This is a genomic window from Dietzia sp. 179-F 9C3 NHS (genome assembly GCF_045369825.1).
GTDB lineage: Bacteria > Actinomycetota > Actinomycetes > Mycobacteriales > Mycobacteriaceae > Dietzia.
In genome coordinates this window covers 276,071-294,695 of record NZ_JBIQES010000003.1, presented here as the reverse complement: position 1 = coordinate 294,695, position 18,625 = coordinate 276,071, and the positions used below count along the sequence as shown (strand labels likewise).

Here is an 18,625-nt window from a genome sequence, read left to right as displayed (position 1 = left end):
GCCCCCGGGGTACCGCCCGGATCGTGGGCCCGCACCGCCAGCCGGTGCGGGCCCACGGCTATTTCCACACCTGTACCGTTTCGTCTTGAGCAGGCAACCCGTGGTCTATCGTCCAATAGGAAATTGTTCACCCGTCACGTCGAGGCTTACCCTGTGCAGACTTCCCCCTCCCCGTCGGCCGAGAAACCGGCCGTCGCGCCCGCCGAGCGCACTCGGCCGTCGCCCTGGCGTCGAGGCGGCAGCGGACGGGAGAAGCTGCTGTTCCTCGCGCTGGTCCTGCCCAACCTCGCGCTGCTCGGGATCTTCACCTACCGGCCGCTGATCGACAACATCCGGCTGAGCTTCTTCGACTGGAACATCTCCTCCCCCACCTCGACCTTCATCGGCTTCGACAACTACATCGAGTGGTTCGGGCGGGACGACAGCTGGCTGATCCTGCGGAACACGGGCATCTTCACCGTCTCCGCCGTCGTCGGCTCCATGGTCCTCGGCCTGGCGCTCGCGCTGCTGCTCGACCAGCAGCTCGTCGGCCGCGGCGTCGTCCGCTCCGCCGTGTTCGCACCGTTCGTCATCGCCGGGGCCGCGATCGGCGTGGCCTTCCAGTTCATCTTCGACCCGCGCTTCGGCATGATCTCGGCGCTGCTCACGATGGTGGGGCTGCCGGTGCCGAACTTCTACCAGGACCCGGACTGGGCGTTGGCGATGATCACCATCACCTACATCTGGAAGAACCTGGGATACTCGTTCGTCATCTACCTCGCGGCCCTGCAGGCCAAGCCGATCGAGCTCTACGAGGCGGCGGAGATCGACGGCGCGAGCCGGTGGACCACCTTCCGCTCGGTGACCCTGCCGATGCTGCGGCCCACCACGTTCTTCCTGTCCATCACGGTGATGCTCAACTCGCTGCAGGTCTTCGACATCATCTACGTCATGACCCGCGGCGGCCCCCAGGGCAACGCCACCACCACGATGGTCTACCAGGTGTACCAGGAGACATTCCAGAACTTCCGCGCCGGCTACGGCGCGACGGTGGCCACCATCATGTTCCTCATCCTGCTGGTCATCACCTACCTGCAGGTCCGCGTCATGGACAGGAACGCGCGATGAACAACATCCAGGGCCGCTCCACGGCCGCCAAGGTCGCCGGCTACGCGGTGATGGCGCTCGTCCTGCTCGTCATCGGCCTGCCGCTGTTCTGGGTCGTCATCACCTCGCTCAAACCGGACAACCAGGTGTACGTGCAGCCTCCGATCTGGTGGCCCAACCCGATCTCGACCGAGGCCTACCCGCAGGTGCTCTCCACCGTGCCGTTCCTCCGGTACTTCACCAACTCGCTGGTCATCACGGGCCTGCTCAGCGTCATCAAGATCACGCTCGGCGTGCTCGCCGCCTACGCGTTCGTCTTCCTGCGCTTCCCCGGCCGGAGCATCCTGTTCATGACGGTCCTGGCCGCGCTCATGGTGCCCAACCAGATCACGGTGATCTCCAACTACGCGCTCGTCGCCCAACTCGGCTGGATCAACACGTTCCAGGGCATCATCATCCCGCTCGCCGGGGTCGCCTTCGGCACCTTCCTCATGCGCAACCACTTCCTCACGCTGCCCTACGAGATCATCGAGGCCGCACGGATCGACGGCTGCGGCCACCTCAAACTGCTGTTCCGCGTGGTGCTGCCGATGAGCTGGCCGACGCTCGTCGCCTTTGCCCTGATCACCGTGGTCAACGAGTGGAACGAGTACCTGTGGCCGTTCCTCATCGCCTCCGACGACAAGGTCGCGCCCCTGCAGGTCGGCCTGGCGCGCCTGGTCAACACCGACGGCGGCTACACCGACTGGCCCATGGTCATGGCGGCCACCGTCCTCACCATCACGCCCATCCTCGTCGTGTTCCTCGTCCTCCAGCGCCACATGATCAAGGGCCTGACCTCCGGCGCGGTGAAGGGTTGACCCGAACCGCACTGCTCCCCACCACCGCCGGAGCTGATCAGCGCCGGCACAACCGAAAGGATCGATCCGCATGAATCCCATCACCCGTCGCGGCTTCCTCGGCGTCATCGGCGTCGGCGCGGCCGCCACCACCCTCGGTGCCTGCGCGGGCACGGGGTCCGATTCCGGCGGCAACGGCTCCGGCGGCTCCGGCGGGGAGGGTGGCGGCGGCACCATCACCTTCTGGTCCAACCACCCCGGCGACTCCAAGGACCTCGAGACCGAGATCATCGAGGCGTTCCAGTCCGAGAACCCGGACCTCACCGTGAACCTCGTCGACGCCGGCAAGAACTACGAGGAGGTCGCGCAGAAGTTCAACGCGGCGCTCACCGGCGGGGACCTGCCCGACGTCGTCGTCGTTTCCGACGTCACCTGGTTCAACTTCGCGCTCAACGACCAGCTCGCCCCGCTGGGCGACCTCTTCGACGAGGCCGGCGTGGACACCGACGACTACGTGGACGCCCTGCTCGGCGACTACGTCCTCGAGGAGAACAACTACGGCGTGCCCTTCGCGCGCTCCACCCCGCTCTTCTACTACAACAAGGACGTGTGGAGCAAGGCCGGCCTGCCCGACCGCGGCCCCGAGAACTGGGACGAGTTCGCCGAGTGGGCCCCGCGCCTCAAGGACGCCATCGGCGGCGGCAAGCACGCCATCGCGATGTACGACGGCTCCAACTACATGGACTGGACCGGCCAGAACATCATCTGGGACCACGACGGCGCGTTCTCCCGCGACTGGGAGCCGACCTTCACCGAGGACGCCACCATCCGCGGCATGGAGTACGTCAAGAAGCTCAATGACGACGGCTTCCTCGTGGTGTCGGCCGACTCCATCGTCGAGTTCGGCTCCGGCCTCGCCGCCTGCGCCCTGGCTTCCACCGGGTCACTGGCCACCGCCAAGGCCAACGCGAACTTCGAGTTCGGCACCGCCTTCCTGCCCGGTGCGGCCGAGAAGGACTCCTGCCCCACCGGCGGCGCCGGCGTCGCGATCCCGGCCGGGATCTCGGACGAGCGCAAACTCAACGCCATGAAGTTCATCAACTTCCTGACCAACACCCAGTCGACGGCGAAGTTCGCCCAGGGCACCGGCTACATGCCGGTCCGCAAGTCGGCCCGCGAGGCCCAGGAGATCAAGGACTACCTGAAGGAGACCCCTCAGGCGGTCACCGCGATCGAGCAGCTCGAGCACACGCGTCCGCAGGACAATGCCCGTGTGCTCGTGCCCAACGGTGGGCGTCGGATCGGCGGTGCCTTCGACAGCATCCTCGGCGGCGCCGACGTCCGCCAGACCATGCAGCGGGTCCAGGACGAGACCGCGGACATCATCGAGCGTCAGATCAAGCCGAAGCTCGGCAACTAGTAGGCGCCGCGCGGCCGGTGTGTAGTGGCCCCTGTGATAACGGGGGCCACTGCACACCAGCCGCAACCCCGAAGGAGTCAAGAAGAGACCATGGCCACCGTCCGCTTCGACCACGCGACCCGCCGCTTCGACAAGGGGGCGGCCCCGGCGGTCGACTCGCTCGACATCGACATCGCCGACGGCGAGTTCCTCGTGCTCGTCGGCCCGTCGGGGTGCGGCAAGTCCACCAGCCTGCGGATGCTCGCCGGGCTCGAGCCCGTGGACGAGGGCCGTGTCCTCATCGACGACCGCGACGTCACCGGCGTCGCCCCGCGCGACCGCGACGTCGCCATGGTCTTTCAGAACTACGCGCTCTACCCCAACATGACCGTCGCCCAGAACATGGGCTTCGCCCTGCGCAACGCCGGAGTCAACAAGGCCGACACCCGCAAGCAGGTCGAGGAAGCGGCGCGGATCCTGCACCTCGAGCCGCTGCTCGACCGTAAGCCGTCCCAGCTCTCCGGCGGCCAGCGCCAGCGCGTCGCGATGGGCCGGGCGATCGTGCGGCGCCCCAAGGTGTTCTGCATGGACGAGCCGCTGTCCAACCTCGATGCCAAGCTCCGGGTCTCCACCCGCGGCGAGATTGCCGGCCTGCAGCGGCGGCTCGGCGTGACGACCGTGTACGTCACCCACGACCAGGTCGAGGCCATGACCATGGGCTCCCGCGTCGCGGTGCTCAAGGACGGAATCCTGCAGCAGGTGGCCGCGCCGCGCGAGTTGTACGACCGGCCCGTCAACGCCTTCGTCGCCGGCTTCATCGGCACCCCCGCCATGAACCTGCTCGAGGCCCGCGTCGAGGACGGCCGTGCGCTGTTCGGCACCGCCGAGGTTCCCGTCCCGGCAGCCGGCCGCGAGCGCCTTACCGTCGGCGCACGCCCCGAGGCGCTCCACCCCGTCAGCGAGTCCGCCCCCGGCCTCGACCTCGAGGTGGACCTCGTCGAGGAGCTCGGCGCCGAGTCGTACGCGTACGGCCACACCGTCGGCGGCGACCGCATCTGCGTGCGCCTCGACCGCCGCCAGGGCACCACCGTCGGCGCGACGATCCGCGTCGCGCCTGTCGAATCCGAGGTCCTCGCCTTTGACCTCGACTCCGGCGACCGCCTCGACTGAATCCGCCGCCGCTGCCGCCGGTCAGCCCAACATGAGCACGGCCACGGCCGAGTAGACCCCGTGCTGGTGTTGTGCATTCCGGGGCTGGGGCAGCGCAAGGCCCGTCAGCGCGGCCCCACCGGCGCGAGCACGCCCACGACGCCGTCGGCGGGCACGCACCGCGGCGGCCGGGCCGACGAGTCTGCGCCTGCGCCCTCACCCAGCGCGTCGGTCACCAGATCCACCGCCCGAGGCGAGGCCAGCACGGCGAGGTGGCCGGACCGGTCGGCCTCACAGCCGTCCTGCAGCCGGAGCACCTCCAGCCGCACGTCCGCGGGCACCTCGGGTGCGGATACGGGCCCGGTCAACTCGTCCGTGTCGGACACGATCGCCACGTATCGGACTCCACGGGCGTAGGGGATGCCGTCGGCGCCGCGCCAGGCGAGGTTCGCCTCTATGTCGCGCCTCGACGTCTCGGCCGAGAGCACACCCAGCGCGGCCGCCACGAACTCCGGCGGCCCCTCGCCGAAGCGCGCCGGGTCCACGCCCAGCGTGACGACGGTGCGCACCGCGTCCGGCCGCTCGACCGCCACCACGTACGCCGCCACCACCGCCCCCTGCGAGTGCCCCACCAGGTCCACGCGCGCGGCCCCGGTCAGGGCCCGGACACGGTCGATCTCGGCCGCGAGCTGCGGCGCGGTCGCACCGGTGAGCGAGTCGAGGCCGCCCAGCGAGCCCGGCGCCCCCGACAGGCCCGGCAGCGCCGGCGCGCCGACGGTGGGCGCCCACACGCAGAAACCCTCCGCGGCCAGCACTGCCCCGACCGTCGCCCACGAGTTGCCGCCGTTGAGACCCGTGCCGTGGACGGCGACCACCGGCACCGGGTGTCGCGGCGACGGCCGGCAGTCGTCGCGGTTGAGCCCAGGCGGGTCGGCGAGGCCGTGGGTGAGCTGGTGGGCGGCACCGTCCCACCACCGCCACGGCACGCCCGGGTCCTGCGCGGAGACGAGCCCGGGGGTCACGACGACGAGGACAGCCGCCGCGACCAGCGCCACGATCCCCCGCCCCACCGTCGGCACGGCTACGATCCGGTCGGTCCGTGCACGGGCGCGATCGCCACGCACCGAGGTTCGCGCGGGGTGTCGGGGTCGAGCGCGGCCAGCACGAAGTCGGCCGCGCGGGGGTCGGCGGCGATCGCCACGTGCTCGGAGAGGTTCTGCTCGCAGCCGTCCTGGACCACGACGTTGCGGACATCGTAGCCGGGCGCGGCGGGCGCGGGGACCAGGCCCGAGGTGTACGGCCAGATCGCCTCGTCGTAGCGCGTCGCCACGTTGAGGTAGCGCACCCCTTGCGCGTACGGGGTCCCGTCAGACCACAGCTCCGCGAGCAGCGCCGAGCCGGGGAACATCTGCTCCAGCACGGGCGGCAGGAACTGTTCGGCCTGGGCGCGGCCCTCGGGCAGGTGGTCCAGCACGTGGTCGTTGAGCAGCTCGCCCGTGCCCTCCCACAGCGGCGCGATCGACGCGACGGTGCCCACCTCCCCGGGCCGCTCGAGCTTGGCCACCAGCCCCGAGACGAGCGTGCCCTGCGAGTGGCCCACCAGGTCGACCTGCTCGGCCCCGGTCGCAGCGAGGACGCGGTCCACGAACTCCGCCACCTGCGGCACCGACACTCTACGGATGTCGGACAACCCGCCCAGTTCTCGCACCGGCCACTGCGCGCCGGGGATCGCGCCGTAGGTGAGCGTGAAGACGCAGTAGCCCTCGTTGTGCAGCAGCGGGCCGTAGGTGGCCCAGTTGGTGGTCCCGCCGCCCATCGTCCCGTGCACCAGCACCACCGGCCGCGGCTTGTGGGCGCTCGGGCGGCAGGACCAGTCGTTGGCCCCCGGCAGCGCGGCGCCGGGCTCGGTGATCGCCATGGCCGCGCCCGTGAGGAAGGTGTGTGGGACGGGCAGCGGCGCGCGGACGTCGGGGTCGGTCGCCGGCTGCGCGCCCGCGGCCCCGGCGCCGCCCGTCAGGGCCGTGGTCAGCGCCATCGCCACACCCGTCACCAGGGTCGCGAGGCGGGTCGGGACGCCCCGGCGGCGGGCCGAGCTGGTCGTCGGCGAGCTCGTCGTCGTCATCTCTTCTCTGTCTCCACTCAGTTCCTCCCCGCCGGCAGGCACGGGACCGGGACGGGGCGCTCGGGCGAGAGCGCATAGTGCAGGTAGGCCAGGCCGCTGGCGGAGGCCGCGCCCGTCACCGCGAACGCGACCGCCGCGGCACGGGCGGAGACGGAGCGCACGAGTCCCATGTCGGAATCATGCCGCGCGCGGCGGGCCCGGGCGGGCGGATCGGTGGGATCGCCGCGGTGTCCCGGCGTGGCCGGCTCCGTCGGCCGTCCGTGCCCCCCGCACGATTCGTTCCCCCGCACTCTTCGTGCCCATACCCGTACGAATGTCGGCGATCACGGCGCATCCGGTGCGGTTATGCGCACGAAGCGAGAGGGCCGGGCGCTGTGTCGTGCTCACAAGACTCAGCGCACACCGGGGGCCGAGCGCCCGCTACCAGATGGACACCCGCTCCTCGGGGGCCATCCACAGGCCGTCGCCCTCGGTCACGTCGAAGGCCGCGTGGAAGTCGTCGAGGTTGCGGACGACCTGGTTGCAGCGGAACTCCGGCGGCGAGTGGGGGTCCACGGCGAGGCGGCGGGCGGTCTCCTCGGGGCGGGTCTTGGTGCGCCACACGATCGCCCACGAGGTGATGAGCCGCTGGATGCCGGTCATGCCGTCGATCTCCGGGCCCACGTCCGGGCCCTCGGCCGGCGCTCCGCCCTCCCCGAGCGAGAGCCGGTAGGCGAGCAGCGCGATGGTGAGCCCGCCGAGGTCGCCGATGTTCTCGCCCACGGTGAACGCCCCGTTGACGTGGTCCTTCTCGGGGTCCAGGCCCTCGGGGGTCAGGCCCTGGTACTGGTCGATCAGCGCGGCGACGCGGGTGCCGAAGCTGGCCCGGTCCTCGTCGGTCCACCAGTCCACGAGGTTGCCCTCGCCGTCGTACTTGGAGCCCTGGTCGTCGAAGCCGTGGCCGATCTCGTGGCCGATCACGGCGCCGATCGCACCGTAGTTGGCGGCGTCGTCGGCGTCGACGTCGAAGAACGGCGGCTGGAGGATGGCGGCCGGAAAGACGATCTCGTTCATCACCGGGTTGTAGTAGGCGTTGACGGTCTGCGGGGTCATGTGCCACTCGCCGCGGTCGACCGGGCCGCCGAGCTTGCCCAACTCGTAGGCGTGCTCGAACTCCGCGGACCGGCGCACGTTGCCCAGCAGGTCGTCGGGCCGCACCTCGAGCGCGGAGTAGTCGCGCCACTCGTCCGGGTAGCCGATCTTGGGCGTGAACTGCGCGAGCTTGGCCAATGCCTTCTCCCGGGTGGCCGGGGTCATCCACGGCAGGCGCTCGATCGAGTACCGGTAGGCGTCGGTGAGGTTATCGACGAGCTCCTCCATGCGCGCCTTGTGCCCGGGCGGGAAGTGGCGGGCCACGTACGCCTTGCCCACCTCCTCGCCGAGCGCGCCCTCGACGGCGCCGACGCCCCGCTTCCAGCGGGCCTTGATCTCCTCGGTGCCGGACAGGGTGGTGCCGTAGAAGCGGAAGTCCTCCTCGACCAGCGCCGACGGTAGGTAGGGCGCGCGGGAGCCGATGATCCGCCAGCGCAACCAGTCCTGCCACGTCTCGAGCGGCTCGGAGTCCCACAGCGCGGCGACGGCCGTGAGGAAGTCGGGCTGCATGGCGACGAGCCGCCCGAACGTCTCCTCGGAGCCGCCTACCTCGCGCGCCCAGTCGTGCCACGGGAAGCCGGGCGCCAGCTCGGGCAGCTCGTCCCAGGTCACGGGGTTGTAGGTCTTGTCGGCGTCGCGGCGGGCCACCACGTCCCAGTGCGCGGCGGCGATCCGGGTCTCCAGCGCGACGATCCCCTCGGCGCGTCGGCGGGCCTCGTCGTCGCCCCCGGAACCGTCACCGGTGCCCTCCCCGGGGCCCACCAGCCCGGCGAGCCCGAGCATCCGCGCCACGTGCGCCGTGTACTGCTCGCGGATCGGCGCGTACTGCTCCTCGCGGTAGAAGGACTCGTCGGGCAGGCCGATGCCGTACTGCACCAGGTAGAGGATGTACTGGGTGGAGTTCTTGGCGTCGTTGTTGACGTAGGCGCCGATGAGCCCGGCCACGCCGACCCGCTCGAGCCGCGCCATGGCCAGCGCGAGGGCGTGGGCGTCGGCGGCGCCGTCGACCTCGGCGAGGTCCGGGGCGAGCGCGCCCACGCCGGCGGCCTCGACGGCGTCGGTGTCCATGAACGAGGCGTAGAAGGCGCCGATCTTCGAATCCACCGGCGCGTCGGTGATGATGTCGCGCACCCGCTCCTCGGACAGGTCGCGCAGGACGAGGAAGGCGCCGTCGATCGGCCGGTCCGCGGGGATCACGTGCTCGCGGATCCACGTGCCGTTGACGTGGGTGTAGAGGTCGTCCTGCGGCCGCACCGCGGCGTCGACGTACTGCAGGTCCAGGCCGGAGGGGCGCGGGGTGCCGGTGGGGGTCTCGGTGACGGTCATGCGACCAGGTTACGGAAGGCGCGGGGCGCCGCCGCGGGGGTGACGACGACGAGGCCGACCACCCACCGCCGGTGAGCGTCCTAGACCATGCCGTGCCGGGCGTTGAACTTCTGCGCGCCCTGGTAGGCGTCGACCATTCCCCAGATCCACAGGATCGGGTAGATGACGAACCCGATGATGATGGCCATCGACATGGCGGCGAAGAACGAGCCGATGAGGAGGCCGACGCCCTTGCCGGTCTCGCCGTTGAGGATGGTGCCCAGGCCCGGGAGGAAGAACGAGGCCAACAGGCTGAGGGCCGGCTCCTTGCGGGCCACCGGCGGGCCGTACGGCTGCATCCCGTACTGCTGGCCGAAGGCGGGCTGCATCCCGTAGCCCGGCTGGCCGTACTGCGCCTGGCCGTATCCCGGCTGACCGTAACCCGGCTGGCCGAACGGCGGCTGACCGTAGCCGGCCTGGTAGCCGGGCTGACCGTACGGCTGGTCGCCGTACGGCGAGTCGCTGTATCCCTCGTAGGGTTCCGGGCTGGGCGGAGGCGTCGTCATGCCCCCAGGATATCCCCGGTCGCGCTCGGTTCTCGACCCGTGGTCCCGTGCCGGTCCCGCTTGCGCCGGCCGCGTGGTGTCAGCCCCGCGCCGTCATCCCCGGCCGCGCCCAGATGTCGGCGCACTCGACGCAGGCGTCATCGGCGACCACCCCGGCCCGCTGCAGCTGCGCGTACATCCAGCAGCCCAGACAGAAGCCGAGCGCGGCCTCGGCCAGGGCGGCGGCCACGAGCACCCCGAGCAGCACGAGCCCGGCCGTGGTGAGGCCCGCGAGAAGCAGGCCGAGCACGGTCGCCGACATGACCAGGCCGATCGCCTGCGCGAAGCGCTTGGGTCGGCCGGCGACGAGCTTCGGCTCGGCGGCCACGCCCGGCGCGAGGACGTGCACCGACAGGCGCCCGAACGGCGAGTACCGGGGGCCGCCGGCCACGCGGAGGACAAAGCCCACCACGAGCGCCACGGCCAGCCAGACCCGAACGGGCTGCGGGGCGAGCATCGTGGCCACGGCCAGCGTCACGACCAGGGCGGCCGTGCAGCGGGCGGCGTAGTCGTTGACGACCTCCGGGAAGGCGAAAACCTCGCGCAGGCTCATGGGGCGGCTCCTCGATCGCGACACGCGGTAGACCGATCTGTCTACGTCGTCGTCGATCCTACGCCCCGACCCCGCGGGGCGCCCAGCCGGACCTCCTCCGCCGTGCGCACCGTCACCCGACCCGCCTCCCCCTCTCGCTCAGCCCTTTGGTGAACGCTCCGCAGAGTTCGGTGAATGCCTCACGCGTCCAAGGCCGGGATCCTCGCGAAAACTGTCGACCAACCATCAAGCCCCGCCGACCAACCGCGGGCCAGCGGCCGGGTGCGCCCACCCTGGCCGGGTGGAGTGATCAGGGCAGGTGGGTGGCCGCGTCGCGCCACTGGTTGACGGCCCGGTTGATGACGGCCTGCAGCTGGAGCACCTGGTCGCGGTCAGTGAGCACGATGCCCTCGGGGCCGGTCCGCAGCACGAGTTCCGGGGCCCCTCGGCTCGCGCCACAGGCGTCGAGCACGACGGTCTCGTTGACGGACACCTCGAGGACGGGATCGTCCTCCGGGCCGTCGGTCTCCGTGACGAGAGCGTGACGAAAAGCGGGGGTGGTGAGGTCGATGGTGGCATCGGTCATGAGGGACTCCCGCTGGTGCTGGTGTGACGTCACCAGCGTAAGCGAGGAAATGACCCCATCGAACTGGTGGGACTGCGTGTTACGGGTTGTGATGAACCTGTGACCCCCGCCACTCAATTCACCCCCGTTCGGACATCCCGGCTGCGCCCGGCCGCCGGATCAGGCCACGTCACGCCACCCTGCCGAGATGCGGGCCGCGGAACTGAACGCACGCTCCAGAGTGGCCGCCCCGCCAGCCCGGAAACGTAACTCCCCCACGCGCACTGCCGATATGACAGGTGACAGGCGGCCGGCGCGCGCCCGACTTCCCCGTAGGAGGGCGGCACCCGGCCGCCCGTCCCCACCCCGGCCGGACCCGCCGCCCCGGCCGGGCCCGCCGCCGCAGGCGGACCCCGCGCCGTCGAACCCCCACCCCCTTGACGCCCGCCGCCCGGCAGCCACACAATTCACCACATGATGAATTCACCATCTGATGAATTGGCCGTCGGGGTCGAGAACCTCTCGGTCCACCTCGGTGGCGCCCGGATCCTCGACTCGGTGTCGTTCGCCGTGCGGCGCGGCCGCATCACCGGCCTCCTCGGCCCCTCGGGCGGCGGCAAGACCACCCTCATGCGCGCCCTCGCGGGCGTCCAACGGCACACCGGCACGGCCACCGTGCTCGGCCTGCCCGCCGGGGACCGCCGGCTGCGGGACCGCGTCGGCTATGTCACCCAGTCGCGCAGCGTCTACGCGGACCTCACTGCCCGGCAGAACGTCGCCTACTTCGCCGCCCTCTACGGGCGTCCGGCCCGCACCGTCGCCGAGACGCTGGCCACCGTGGACCTCGCCGACAAGGCCGACGCCCGGGTGCGGGACCTGTCCGGCGGGCAACGGGGCCGCGTGTCGCTGGCCTGCGCGCTCGTCGCCGAGCCCAAACTGCTCCTGCTCGACGAACCCACCGTCGGGCTGGACCCCGTCCTGCGCGTCGCCCTGTGGGAGCGGTTCCGCGACCTCTCCGAGGGTGGCACGACCCTGCTGATCTCGAGCCACGTCATGGACGAGGCCGACCGGTGCCACGACATCCTGCTCCTGCGCGCCGGACGGGTGGTCGGCTCGGGGACGCCGGTCGAGTTCCACGAGCGGACCGGCCACCGGAACATGGAGGACGCCTTCCTCGCCGTCATCGCCGACGCCGACGACACCGGGAGCGCGGCATGAATCCCCGTACCTACCTCGCCACCACCCGCCGGATCGGGCTGCAGTTGCTCGCCGACCGTCGCACCGTCGCACTGATCCTGCTGGTCCCCACGATCCTGCTCACGCTGCTGTACTTCCTCTACAAGGACGTCCCCGTGCCGGCCGGGCAGACGCGGATGTTCGACCGGATCGCGGTGAACATGCTCGGCGTCCTGCCCATGCTGGTGATGTTCCTCGTCACCTCGGTGGCCATGCTCCGCGAGCGCTCGACCGGCACCCTGGAGCGGCTCATGACCACCCCGCTGCGCCGCGGCGACCTCGTGGCCGGCTACACCACCGCTTTCGCCGTGGCGGCCGTGGTCCAGTCGCTCATCCTGTCGGCGGTGACGTTCTGGCTGCTCGGCGTGCAGGTGGAGGGCTCGGTGGCGCTCGTGGTGCTGGTGGCCGCCCTCGACTCGATCGTGGGCGTGTCCATGGGGCTGCTGGCCAGCGCCTTCGCCCGCACCGAGTTCCAGGCCGTGCAGTTCATGCCCATCGTGATCGGGCCGCAGATCTTCCTCTGCGGCCTGCTGCTACCGCGCGAGGAGATGGCCGACTGGCTGTACGCACTGTCCGCCCTCATGCCGATGTCCTACGCCGTGGACGCCCTCGCCGAGGTGCGGCAGCACGCCGATCTCACCGCCTCCTACGGCACGGCCGCGGCGATCCTCCTGGGCTTCGGGCTGCTCGCCGTGGCGCTGGCCTCGGCCACCCTGCGGCGCCGCTCCGGGTAGGTGTCCGGGTCCGTGCGGCTGTGTGCGCGGGTGCGGCGCGGATCGGCCAGTATGAGGGTGTGACGACGAAGGATTCCCGCCGCCCCGGGCGCCGCCCCGGCGGGGAGGACACCCGGGCGCAGATCCTCGACGCGGCGCGCCGGATCTTCGCCGAGCGGGGACTGCGGGGGACGACCGTCCGTGCGGTCGCCGACCAGGCGGGCTGCGACCCCGCGCTGGTCCACCACTACTTCGGCAGCAAACAGGACCTGTTCCTGGCCGCCGTCGAGATCCCGGTGGACCCCGAGCTGGTCCGGACGCACCTGCGCGAGGCACCGTTCGAGACGCTCGGCGGCACCCTCGCCGCAGCCGTCCTCACGCTGTGGCACTCGCCCGTCGGCGAGGGGCTCGCCGCCACCTTCCGCACCGTGCTCGCCGACGACCGGGGCGAGGTCATCTCCGACTTCCTGCTCTCGGCCGCCCACCCGGTCCTGCTCGAGCGGCTCCGGGATCGGGAGCCGGCGATCACCGACCCAGACGCCGAACGCCGCATCGCCCTCACCGTGACACAGCTGATCGGCGCGGTCGTGGGCCGCCGGTTCCTGCGGATGCCGGCACTCACCGCGCTGGGGGTCGAGGAACTGGCGGAGGCGATCGGCCCGACGCTGCAGCGCCACCTGGAGGGACGGACGGACTGACCGGCGACATCACACGGCCGGCAGGACGCACGAGCCGCCACCGACCGCGGGCCCGGAGGCCCGGAGCCGGCGGCGGCTCGTCGTGACCTCGGCGACAAGGGGGAGTCGTCGGGATCGGTTGAGCAGGATGATTCCCAGTCCTCCCGCTCGGGAGAGGCCAGCACAGCCTCGGTGGGAAAGAGTAGTCCGCACCCCTGGGGCCGTCAACGCGTTCCCGCGCAGGCCCGGCCTCAGTGTGCGTGTGCGCGACGCTTTTTGACGGCGAGGGCGAGCAGTCTCCAACCGATGAGGAACAGCGCGGTCACCAGACCTGCCACGAGGATGAAGCTCCAGTGGGGCACCCCGCCCTCGCTGAGACCGCGCACCGTCATGCCGCCGGCCAGCGTCGTCAGCCACAGGATCACGCCCGTGGACACGGCGGTCGGTACCCGCCGCGTCGCGAGGACCGCCACCCACCCGACCAGCAACGCCAGGAGGAACGGCCACGCTGTCCCCCAGATCTGCGCCACTCCCAGGCCCTCCGAGTGGGCGCCCCGGCCGAAGGCCGAGAAGACCACCACGAGCACGGCATCGATCAGGAACACCAGGAAGGGGGCCATCGGGCTCATCCGCCTCTCTCGTCGTCGCTCATGTCCCGGCGGTGCTCCGTTGCGCCCTCCGCAGGGCGGCGGAACCGGATCGGGCCGGACCAGTACGGCTGTGTCAGGGGCCAGGTGGGAGACGCCGTCGGCCGTGCGGGGGCCGCCGAGGCCGGGGCCGCGGTCTCTCGCCGCTCGTCGCCGGGGCCCCCGGGTGCGTCGGGGTCGGCGGACGGGCGGCCGTCGCCGTAGTCGTCCGTGTCCGGGTCCATGTCCGCGACGCCGCGGTAGAAGAGGAAGAACACCACCCAGCCCACGAGCGCCACCAGGACGAAGCTCACGATGCGGTAGACGAACACCGCGGCGAACGCCTGGTGAGCACCGAGGCCGCCGGCCGTGAGGGCGGTGATGAGCGCGAACTCCACCGTCCCCAGCCCGCCGGGCGTGATCGGCGCGGTGGCCACGATCTTGCCGGTGACGTAGGCGATGGCCAGCCCGCCGATGCTGTGCTGCGCACCCACGGCGTTGGCGGCCGCCCACAGGCAGCCGATGTCCGCGACCCAGTTGAGCAGCGAGAACGCAAAGGCCTTGGAGAGCTGACTCTTGGTCATGTCCACGGCCTCGGCCTGCTCGACCACCTTGCGCACGCCCTCGGCGCCGTGGTCGACGGGCTTGCGTCGCCGGGCGTTGACCCAGGCGAGCACCGAGAGCAGCGCGCCCTCGATGCGGTCCGGGTTCCGCGCCGCCCACTGGACCACCACCACGATCCCGACGAGCCCGAGCGCGGACAACACCAGCAGGAACGGGTTGGAGACGGTGCCCACGAGGAAGAAGCCGAGGAGGGCCAGGAGCACGATGCCGACGGTCGAGAGCACGCCGGAGATGACGAGCTGCCACGACGCCACGACCCGCGTCGCGCCCCACTGGCGGGTCTTGCGGTAGGTGAGCGTGGTGCCGAACACCTGGCCGCCGGGGATGCAGGTGGAAAAGGCGTTAGCGGAGAAGACCAGACCCACGCTCTCCCAGTACCCCACCTTGACGCCGGCCGAGCCCAGCAGGATCTTCTGGACCGAGCCGTAGCTCGACATGGACAGGTACGAGAAGACCAGCGACAGGGCGATCCAGCCCCAGTGCGGGCGGACGACGGCGGAGAAGCCCTCGGCGAAGAACGGCATCTGCCCGCGGAGCCAGTACAGGACGAAGCCCAGGACGGCGAGCGTCGCGATCGCCTTGAACCACGGATTGGACACGACCCGGCCGAGTCGGTGGCGCAGATCGGCCCGCCGGGTCCCCATCACGCCGTCACCATAGTCGCCGCCGCGCCCCGATCTCCGGACCACACTCCGGTCCGGCCGGGCTGTCACCCCTCGTCGCCCCGGCCGCCGGGCCGGTCCGCGTCGAGGTGCCGCGCCTGCTCGCGCTCGGCGCGCAGGCGGGCGATGAGGTCGGTGGCCGCGATCTTCTGGCCCTCGCCCGCACGGCGTGTCCGCTGCGGCGCCTCGGGCTCGACGTCGGCCTCCGGCTCGGGCAGGGGCTCAGGCTCGCGCTCGGGCAGGGGCTCGGCCTCCGGCTCGGGCAGGGGCTCAGGCTCGCGCTCGGGCCGCGGCGCAGGCTCGGACCGCGCCTCCGGCTCGTCCTCCCGATCGAGCACGGCGACGGGCGTGGACCCGGCGGCCGTTCCCGCGGTGGGCCCGGCGGCAGGAGCCGCGATCGGCGAGGTCGGCTCCTCCGCGGCGACGGCCCGGTCGGCCTCGCCCCGGGGCGCCACGTGCGGGCCGCCCACGGGGGTCAGGAGCTCTGGCTCGTCGTCGATCTCCGCCTCGCCCAGGCCGATGCGCTCCTGGATGCGCTTCATCCACTTCGGCGCCCACCAGCAGTCGTGGCCGAGCATCTGCATCACGGCGGGCACGAGCAGCATGCGGATGACGGTGGCGTCGATGATGAGCGCAGCGATCATGCCGAACGCGATGTACTTCATCATCACGATTTCGGAGAACGCGAACGCGCCGGTCACCACGATCAGGATGAGCGCGGCCGAGGTGATGATCCGGCCGGTGTTGGCCACGCCGCTGCGGATGGCCTGGGCGGTCTTCGCCCCCCTTGAGCGCGCCTCGACCATGCGGGAGACGAGGAACACCTCGTAGTCGGTGGACAGGCCGTAGATGATCGCCATGAGCAGCACCACGACAGGCGAGGTCAGCGGCCCGGGCGTGAAGCCCAGGAAGCCGGCGCCGTGGCCGTCGACGAAGATCCACGTGAGGATGCCCAGCGTGGTACCCAGGCCGAGCAGGTTCATGAGCGCGGCCTTGATCGGCAGCACGAGTGAGCCGAAGGCCAGGAACATGAGCAGCGTGGTGGCCACGAGGACGTAGAGGACGAACCACGGCAGGCCGTCGATGAGTGCGTCCACCGAGTCGGCCTCCATGGCGGGGTTGCCGCCCACGTACACGTCGGTGCCGGCGGGGATGGGGAACGTCTGCAGGTACTCGACGGTCGGTGTCGGCGAGTTGCGGTCCACGAGGCCGGATTGGAGGACGACGACGTCGCGGCCCTGCGCGTCCTGTTTGCCGGACCGGGCGAACTGGAAGGGCCCCGTCAGCCCCGGGGCCTCGTTGGCGGCGTTGCGGATCTGGGACAGCGACTGCGGGTCGGAGCCGATCACCACGAGTTTGACCGGGTCGGTGCGCGTGCCGGGGAAGTTCTGGTCGTACTCCTCCTGCGCGACGCGGGTGGTGTTGTCGGGCGGCAGGTAGGTCTCGTTGATGCCGCCGAACTTGACGCCGGAGAACGGGATGATGAGCGCCACGAGCACCACGACGACGGGCACGGCGACGGCGACGGGGTGGCGCATGGAGAAGTCGGCGATCCGCCCGAACAGCCCGTTCTCCACCTCCTCGCGCGTGCGGTGCCGCTGGAGGCGCTTGATGCCGAGCCTGTCGACGCGCGGCCCGAGCAGGACGAGCACGGCCGGCAGGAGGGTCACCGACAGCACGGCCGCGAGGATCACGGCGGCGATCGCGCCGTAGGCCACGGACTTGAGGAAGTCCTGCGGAAAGATGAGCAGGCCGGAGAGCGTGACGCCCACCATGACGGCGGAGAACACGACCGTCCGCCCGGCGGTGGCGACGGCGCGGCGGACTGCGGCGTCCGGCGGATAGCCCTCCGCCAACTCCTCCCGGAAGCGGCTCACCACGAACAGGCCGTAGTCGATCGCCAGGCCGAGGCCGATGAGGGTCACGACGTTCTGGGCGAACGAGTTGACCGGCGTGACGAGCGAGAGCAGGTGCAGCGCGCCGAGGGAGCCGAGGATCGTGAGCACGCCGATCGCGACCGGCAGGAACGCGGCCACGACGCCGCCGAACACCACGACGAGCAGGATAAACACGAGCGGCAGGGCGATGAGCTCGGCGCGCACGAGGTCGGCGTCCATACCGTCCTGCAGCGCCCCGGCGACGGGCTGGAGGCCGGCGATGTCGGTCTCGATGCCGGGCGGCGGGATCTCGTCCTCGATCACCCGGAAGTTCTCGAGGATCTCCTCATCCTCGCCGGCGATCTGGATCGACGCCACGGCGATCCCCTCGTCGTGGTTGACCAACGCCGGGGCCCGGTTGTGGGCGTAGCTGGTGACGCCGGTGACCTCGTCCGGGTGGTTCTCCCGGATGGTGTCGAGGGAGATCCGGAGGAGGTCGAGGAAGGCCGGGTCGTCGACGGTGACGCCGGGCGGGGCGTGGTAGCTGACCACGACGTCGCCGAGCGCGTCCCGCCCGTACGCCTCCTGCTCGAGCCGCTCGGCGGTGGCCCAGCCGCTCTCGGGGTCCTCGAAGCCGCCCTGCCCGAAGGGCTTGCCGAGCAGGTTGCCCGCGAGGGCGAGGAACGCCATGACGAGCACCGAGGCCACCAGGACCAGGACGCGGCGGTGGGCGACGAACCGCCCGAGTGAGTTGAACACGAGGGTGGGGTCTCCTAGCGCGAGGTGAGCAGCGCGGACAGCGGCCGGAGAGGCTGCAGCCAGGCGCCCTCGTCGGGCAGGTTGTCGAGGCTGATGCGGGGCAGGGGCTCCCGGAAGACGCCGGGGATCTCCTCGAGGTCGAGGAACGCGATCGTCTCGTGCTGCACGGCCCAGGTGGCGTGCTCGCGGAAGCCTAGGACGGTGACGGGCACGTCCTCGGCCAGCTCCTCGAGCGGCTCCCGGAACGCCTGCCCGTCGGCGGAGGCCACCACGACTCCGGCGAGGCGGCCCGACTCGGCGCGACGGTCGATGTGCTCGAGCATGTCGTCGTCGACGTCGGAGTCGTCGCTGGTCTTGGGCTTGGCAAAGACGGCGAAGCCGACGTTGCGCAGCGCCTCGACCCACGGGCGGACGTTCTCGGAGGTGCCGGGGACGATGTTGGTGAAGACGGAGGCCTCGGCCTCGAGGGTGTCGTCCGTCCGCCGCGACAGGTCGGCGGTGTAGCCGAGCAGCCAGCGGCCGAGGGCGTCGAAGCGCGGGCGGTAGGCCGCGGTGGGGCGGCCCCCGAGGATCGACCCCAGGCCCATGTCGAGGTTGGGCGCGTCCCAGACCAGCAGGACGAGGCCGGGCTCGGCCGCCTCGTCACCCGTGGGGTCCGGGTGGTGTCCGTCGCGTGGGGTCATCGGTGCCTCGGTCCTCGTCGGTGGGAGTTCTCGTG

18 protein-coding genes are annotated in these 18,625 nt (G+C 71.3%); 7 read left to right on the top strand and 11 right to left on the bottom strand.

Going from position 1 to position 18,625, the window contains the following annotated elements; translation table 11 throughout:
• Positions 1-153: 153 nt before the first annotated feature.
• From ACH0BZ_RS05960 to ACH0BZ_RS05945, 4 genes are all read left to right on the top strand, one after another.
• Positions 154-1,107: a carbohydrate ABC transporter permease gene (locus ACH0BZ_RS05960; protein WP_406897058.1), complete on the top strand. Its 954-nt coding sequence runs from the start codon at positions 154-156 to the stop codon at positions 1,105-1,107.
• Complete coding sequence (locus ACH0BZ_RS05955; RefSeq protein WP_406897057.1) at positions 1,104-1,946, top strand: carbohydrate ABC transporter permease; 843 nt, start codon at positions 1,104-1,106, stop codon at positions 1,944-1,946. The genes ACH0BZ_RS05960 and ACH0BZ_RS05955 overlap by 4 nt, the downstream gene beginning before the upstream one ends.
• A gap of 70 nt (positions 1,947-2,016) precedes the next feature.
• Positions 2,017-3,345, top strand: a complete 1,329-nt coding sequence (locus tag ACH0BZ_RS05950; protein ID WP_406897056.1) for an ABC transporter substrate-binding protein — start codon at positions 2,017-2,019, stop codon at positions 3,343-3,345.
• 90 nt (positions 3,346-3,435) lie between these two features.
• Positions 3,436-4,494 carry an ABC transporter ATP-binding protein gene (locus tag ACH0BZ_RS05945; protein ID WP_406897055.1) on the top strand — a complete coding sequence of 353 codons (1,059 nt, stop codon included), beginning with the start codon at positions 3,436-3,438 and terminating at the stop codon, positions 4,492-4,494.
• A gap of 104 nt (positions 4,495-4,598) precedes the next feature.
• Here ACH0BZ_RS05945 and ACH0BZ_RS05940 read toward each other — a convergent pair whose 3' ends face one another.
• The 7 genes from ACH0BZ_RS05940 to ACH0BZ_RS05910 all read right to left on the bottom strand — a co-directional run bounded on the left by ACH0BZ_RS05940 (position 4,599) and on the right by ACH0BZ_RS05910 (position 10,754).
• Positions 4,599-5,552 (bottom strand): esterase/lipase family protein, encoded by a 954-nt coding sequence (locus ACH0BZ_RS05940; protein ID WP_406897054.1) that lies wholly within the window; start codon positions 5,550-5,552, stop codon positions 4,599-4,601.
• Positions 5,553-5,554: 2 nt separating this feature from the next.
• Positions 5,555-6,595, bottom strand: a complete 1,041-nt coding sequence (locus tag ACH0BZ_RS05935; protein WP_406897053.1) for an esterase/lipase family protein — start codon at positions 6,593-6,595, stop codon at positions 5,555-5,557.
• A 17-nt stretch (positions 6,596-6,612) separates the two neighbouring features.
• On the bottom strand, positions 6,613-6,765 hold the full coding sequence (locus ACH0BZ_RS05930) for a hypothetical protein (protein WP_406897052.1): 153 nt from the start codon (positions 6,763-6,765) through the stop codon (positions 6,613-6,615).
• A gap of 250 nt (positions 6,766-7,015) precedes the next feature.
• Entirely contained in the window at positions 7,016-9,052 is a 2,037-nt protein-coding gene (locus ACH0BZ_RS05925; RefSeq protein WP_406897051.1) for a M13 family metallopeptidase, read from the bottom strand.
• Between the two features lie 80 nt (positions 9,053-9,132).
• Positions 9,133-9,597 (bottom strand): hypothetical protein, encoded by a 465-nt coding sequence (locus ACH0BZ_RS05920; RefSeq protein WP_406897050.1) that lies wholly within the window; start codon positions 9,595-9,597, stop codon positions 9,133-9,135.
• 79 nt (positions 9,598-9,676) lie between these two features.
• Positions 9,677-10,189, bottom strand: coding sequence for a DUF4395 domain-containing protein (locus tag ACH0BZ_RS05915; RefSeq protein WP_406897049.1), 513 nt, complete (start codon positions 10,187-10,189; stop codon positions 9,677-9,679).
• 289 nt (positions 10,190-10,478) lie between these two features.
• The gene (locus tag ACH0BZ_RS05910; protein WP_406897048.1) at positions 10,479-10,754 is read right to left on the bottom strand and encodes a hypothetical protein; all 276 of its coding nucleotides are present in this window, start codon (positions 10,752-10,754) and stop codon (positions 10,479-10,481) included.
• A gap of 456 nt (positions 10,755-11,210) precedes the next feature.
• On the opposite strand from ACH0BZ_RS05910, the gene ACH0BZ_RS05905 reads away from it, so the two are divergent.
• Genes ACH0BZ_RS05905 through ACH0BZ_RS05895 form a run of 3 tightly spaced genes read left to right on the top strand, consistent with a single transcriptional unit; the run spans position 11,211 to position 13,380 of the window.
• Entirely contained in the window at positions 11,211-11,951 is a 741-nt protein-coding gene (locus ACH0BZ_RS05905) for an ABC transporter ATP-binding protein (protein WP_406897132.1), read from the top strand.
• A complete protein-coding gene (locus ACH0BZ_RS05900) occupies positions 11,948-12,703 on the top strand; it encodes an ABC transporter permease (protein ID WP_406897047.1) in 756 nt (251 codons plus the stop codon). Before ACH0BZ_RS05905 ends, ACH0BZ_RS05900 begins: the two co-directional genes overlap by 4 nt.
• Positions 12,704-12,762: 59 nt before the next feature.
• Positions 12,763-13,380, top strand: coding sequence for a TetR family transcriptional regulator (locus tag ACH0BZ_RS05895; protein ID WP_406897045.1), 618 nt, complete (start codon positions 12,763-12,765; stop codon positions 13,378-13,380).
• Between the two features lie 230 nt (positions 13,381-13,610).
• Here the strand turns inward: ACH0BZ_RS05895 and ACH0BZ_RS05890 are convergent, their stop codons facing one another.
• From ACH0BZ_RS05890 to ACH0BZ_RS05875, 4 genes are all read right to left on the bottom strand, one after another.
• Positions 13,611-13,988: a DUF3054 domain-containing protein gene (locus ACH0BZ_RS05890; protein WP_406897044.1), complete on the bottom strand. Its 378-nt coding sequence runs from the start codon at positions 13,986-13,988 to the stop codon at positions 13,611-13,613.
• Entirely contained in the window at positions 13,985-15,253 is a 1,269-nt protein-coding gene (locus tag ACH0BZ_RS05885; RefSeq protein ID WP_406897131.1) for a YbhN family protein, read from the bottom strand. The genes ACH0BZ_RS05890 and ACH0BZ_RS05885 overlap by 4 nt, the downstream gene beginning before the upstream one ends.
• Positions 15,254-15,318: 65 nt before the next feature.
• Positions 15,319-17,907 carry an MMPL family transporter gene (locus ACH0BZ_RS05880; protein WP_406897043.1) on the bottom strand — a complete coding sequence of 863 codons (2,589 nt, stop codon included), beginning with the start codon at positions 17,905-17,907 and terminating at the stop codon, positions 15,319-15,321.
• Positions 17,908-17,921: 14 nt separating this feature from the next.
• Positions 17,922-18,590, bottom strand: a complete 669-nt coding sequence (locus ACH0BZ_RS05875; protein WP_406897042.1) for an NYN domain-containing protein — start codon at positions 18,588-18,590, stop codon at positions 17,922-17,924.
• Between the last annotated feature and the right edge of the window lie 35 nt (positions 18,591-18,625).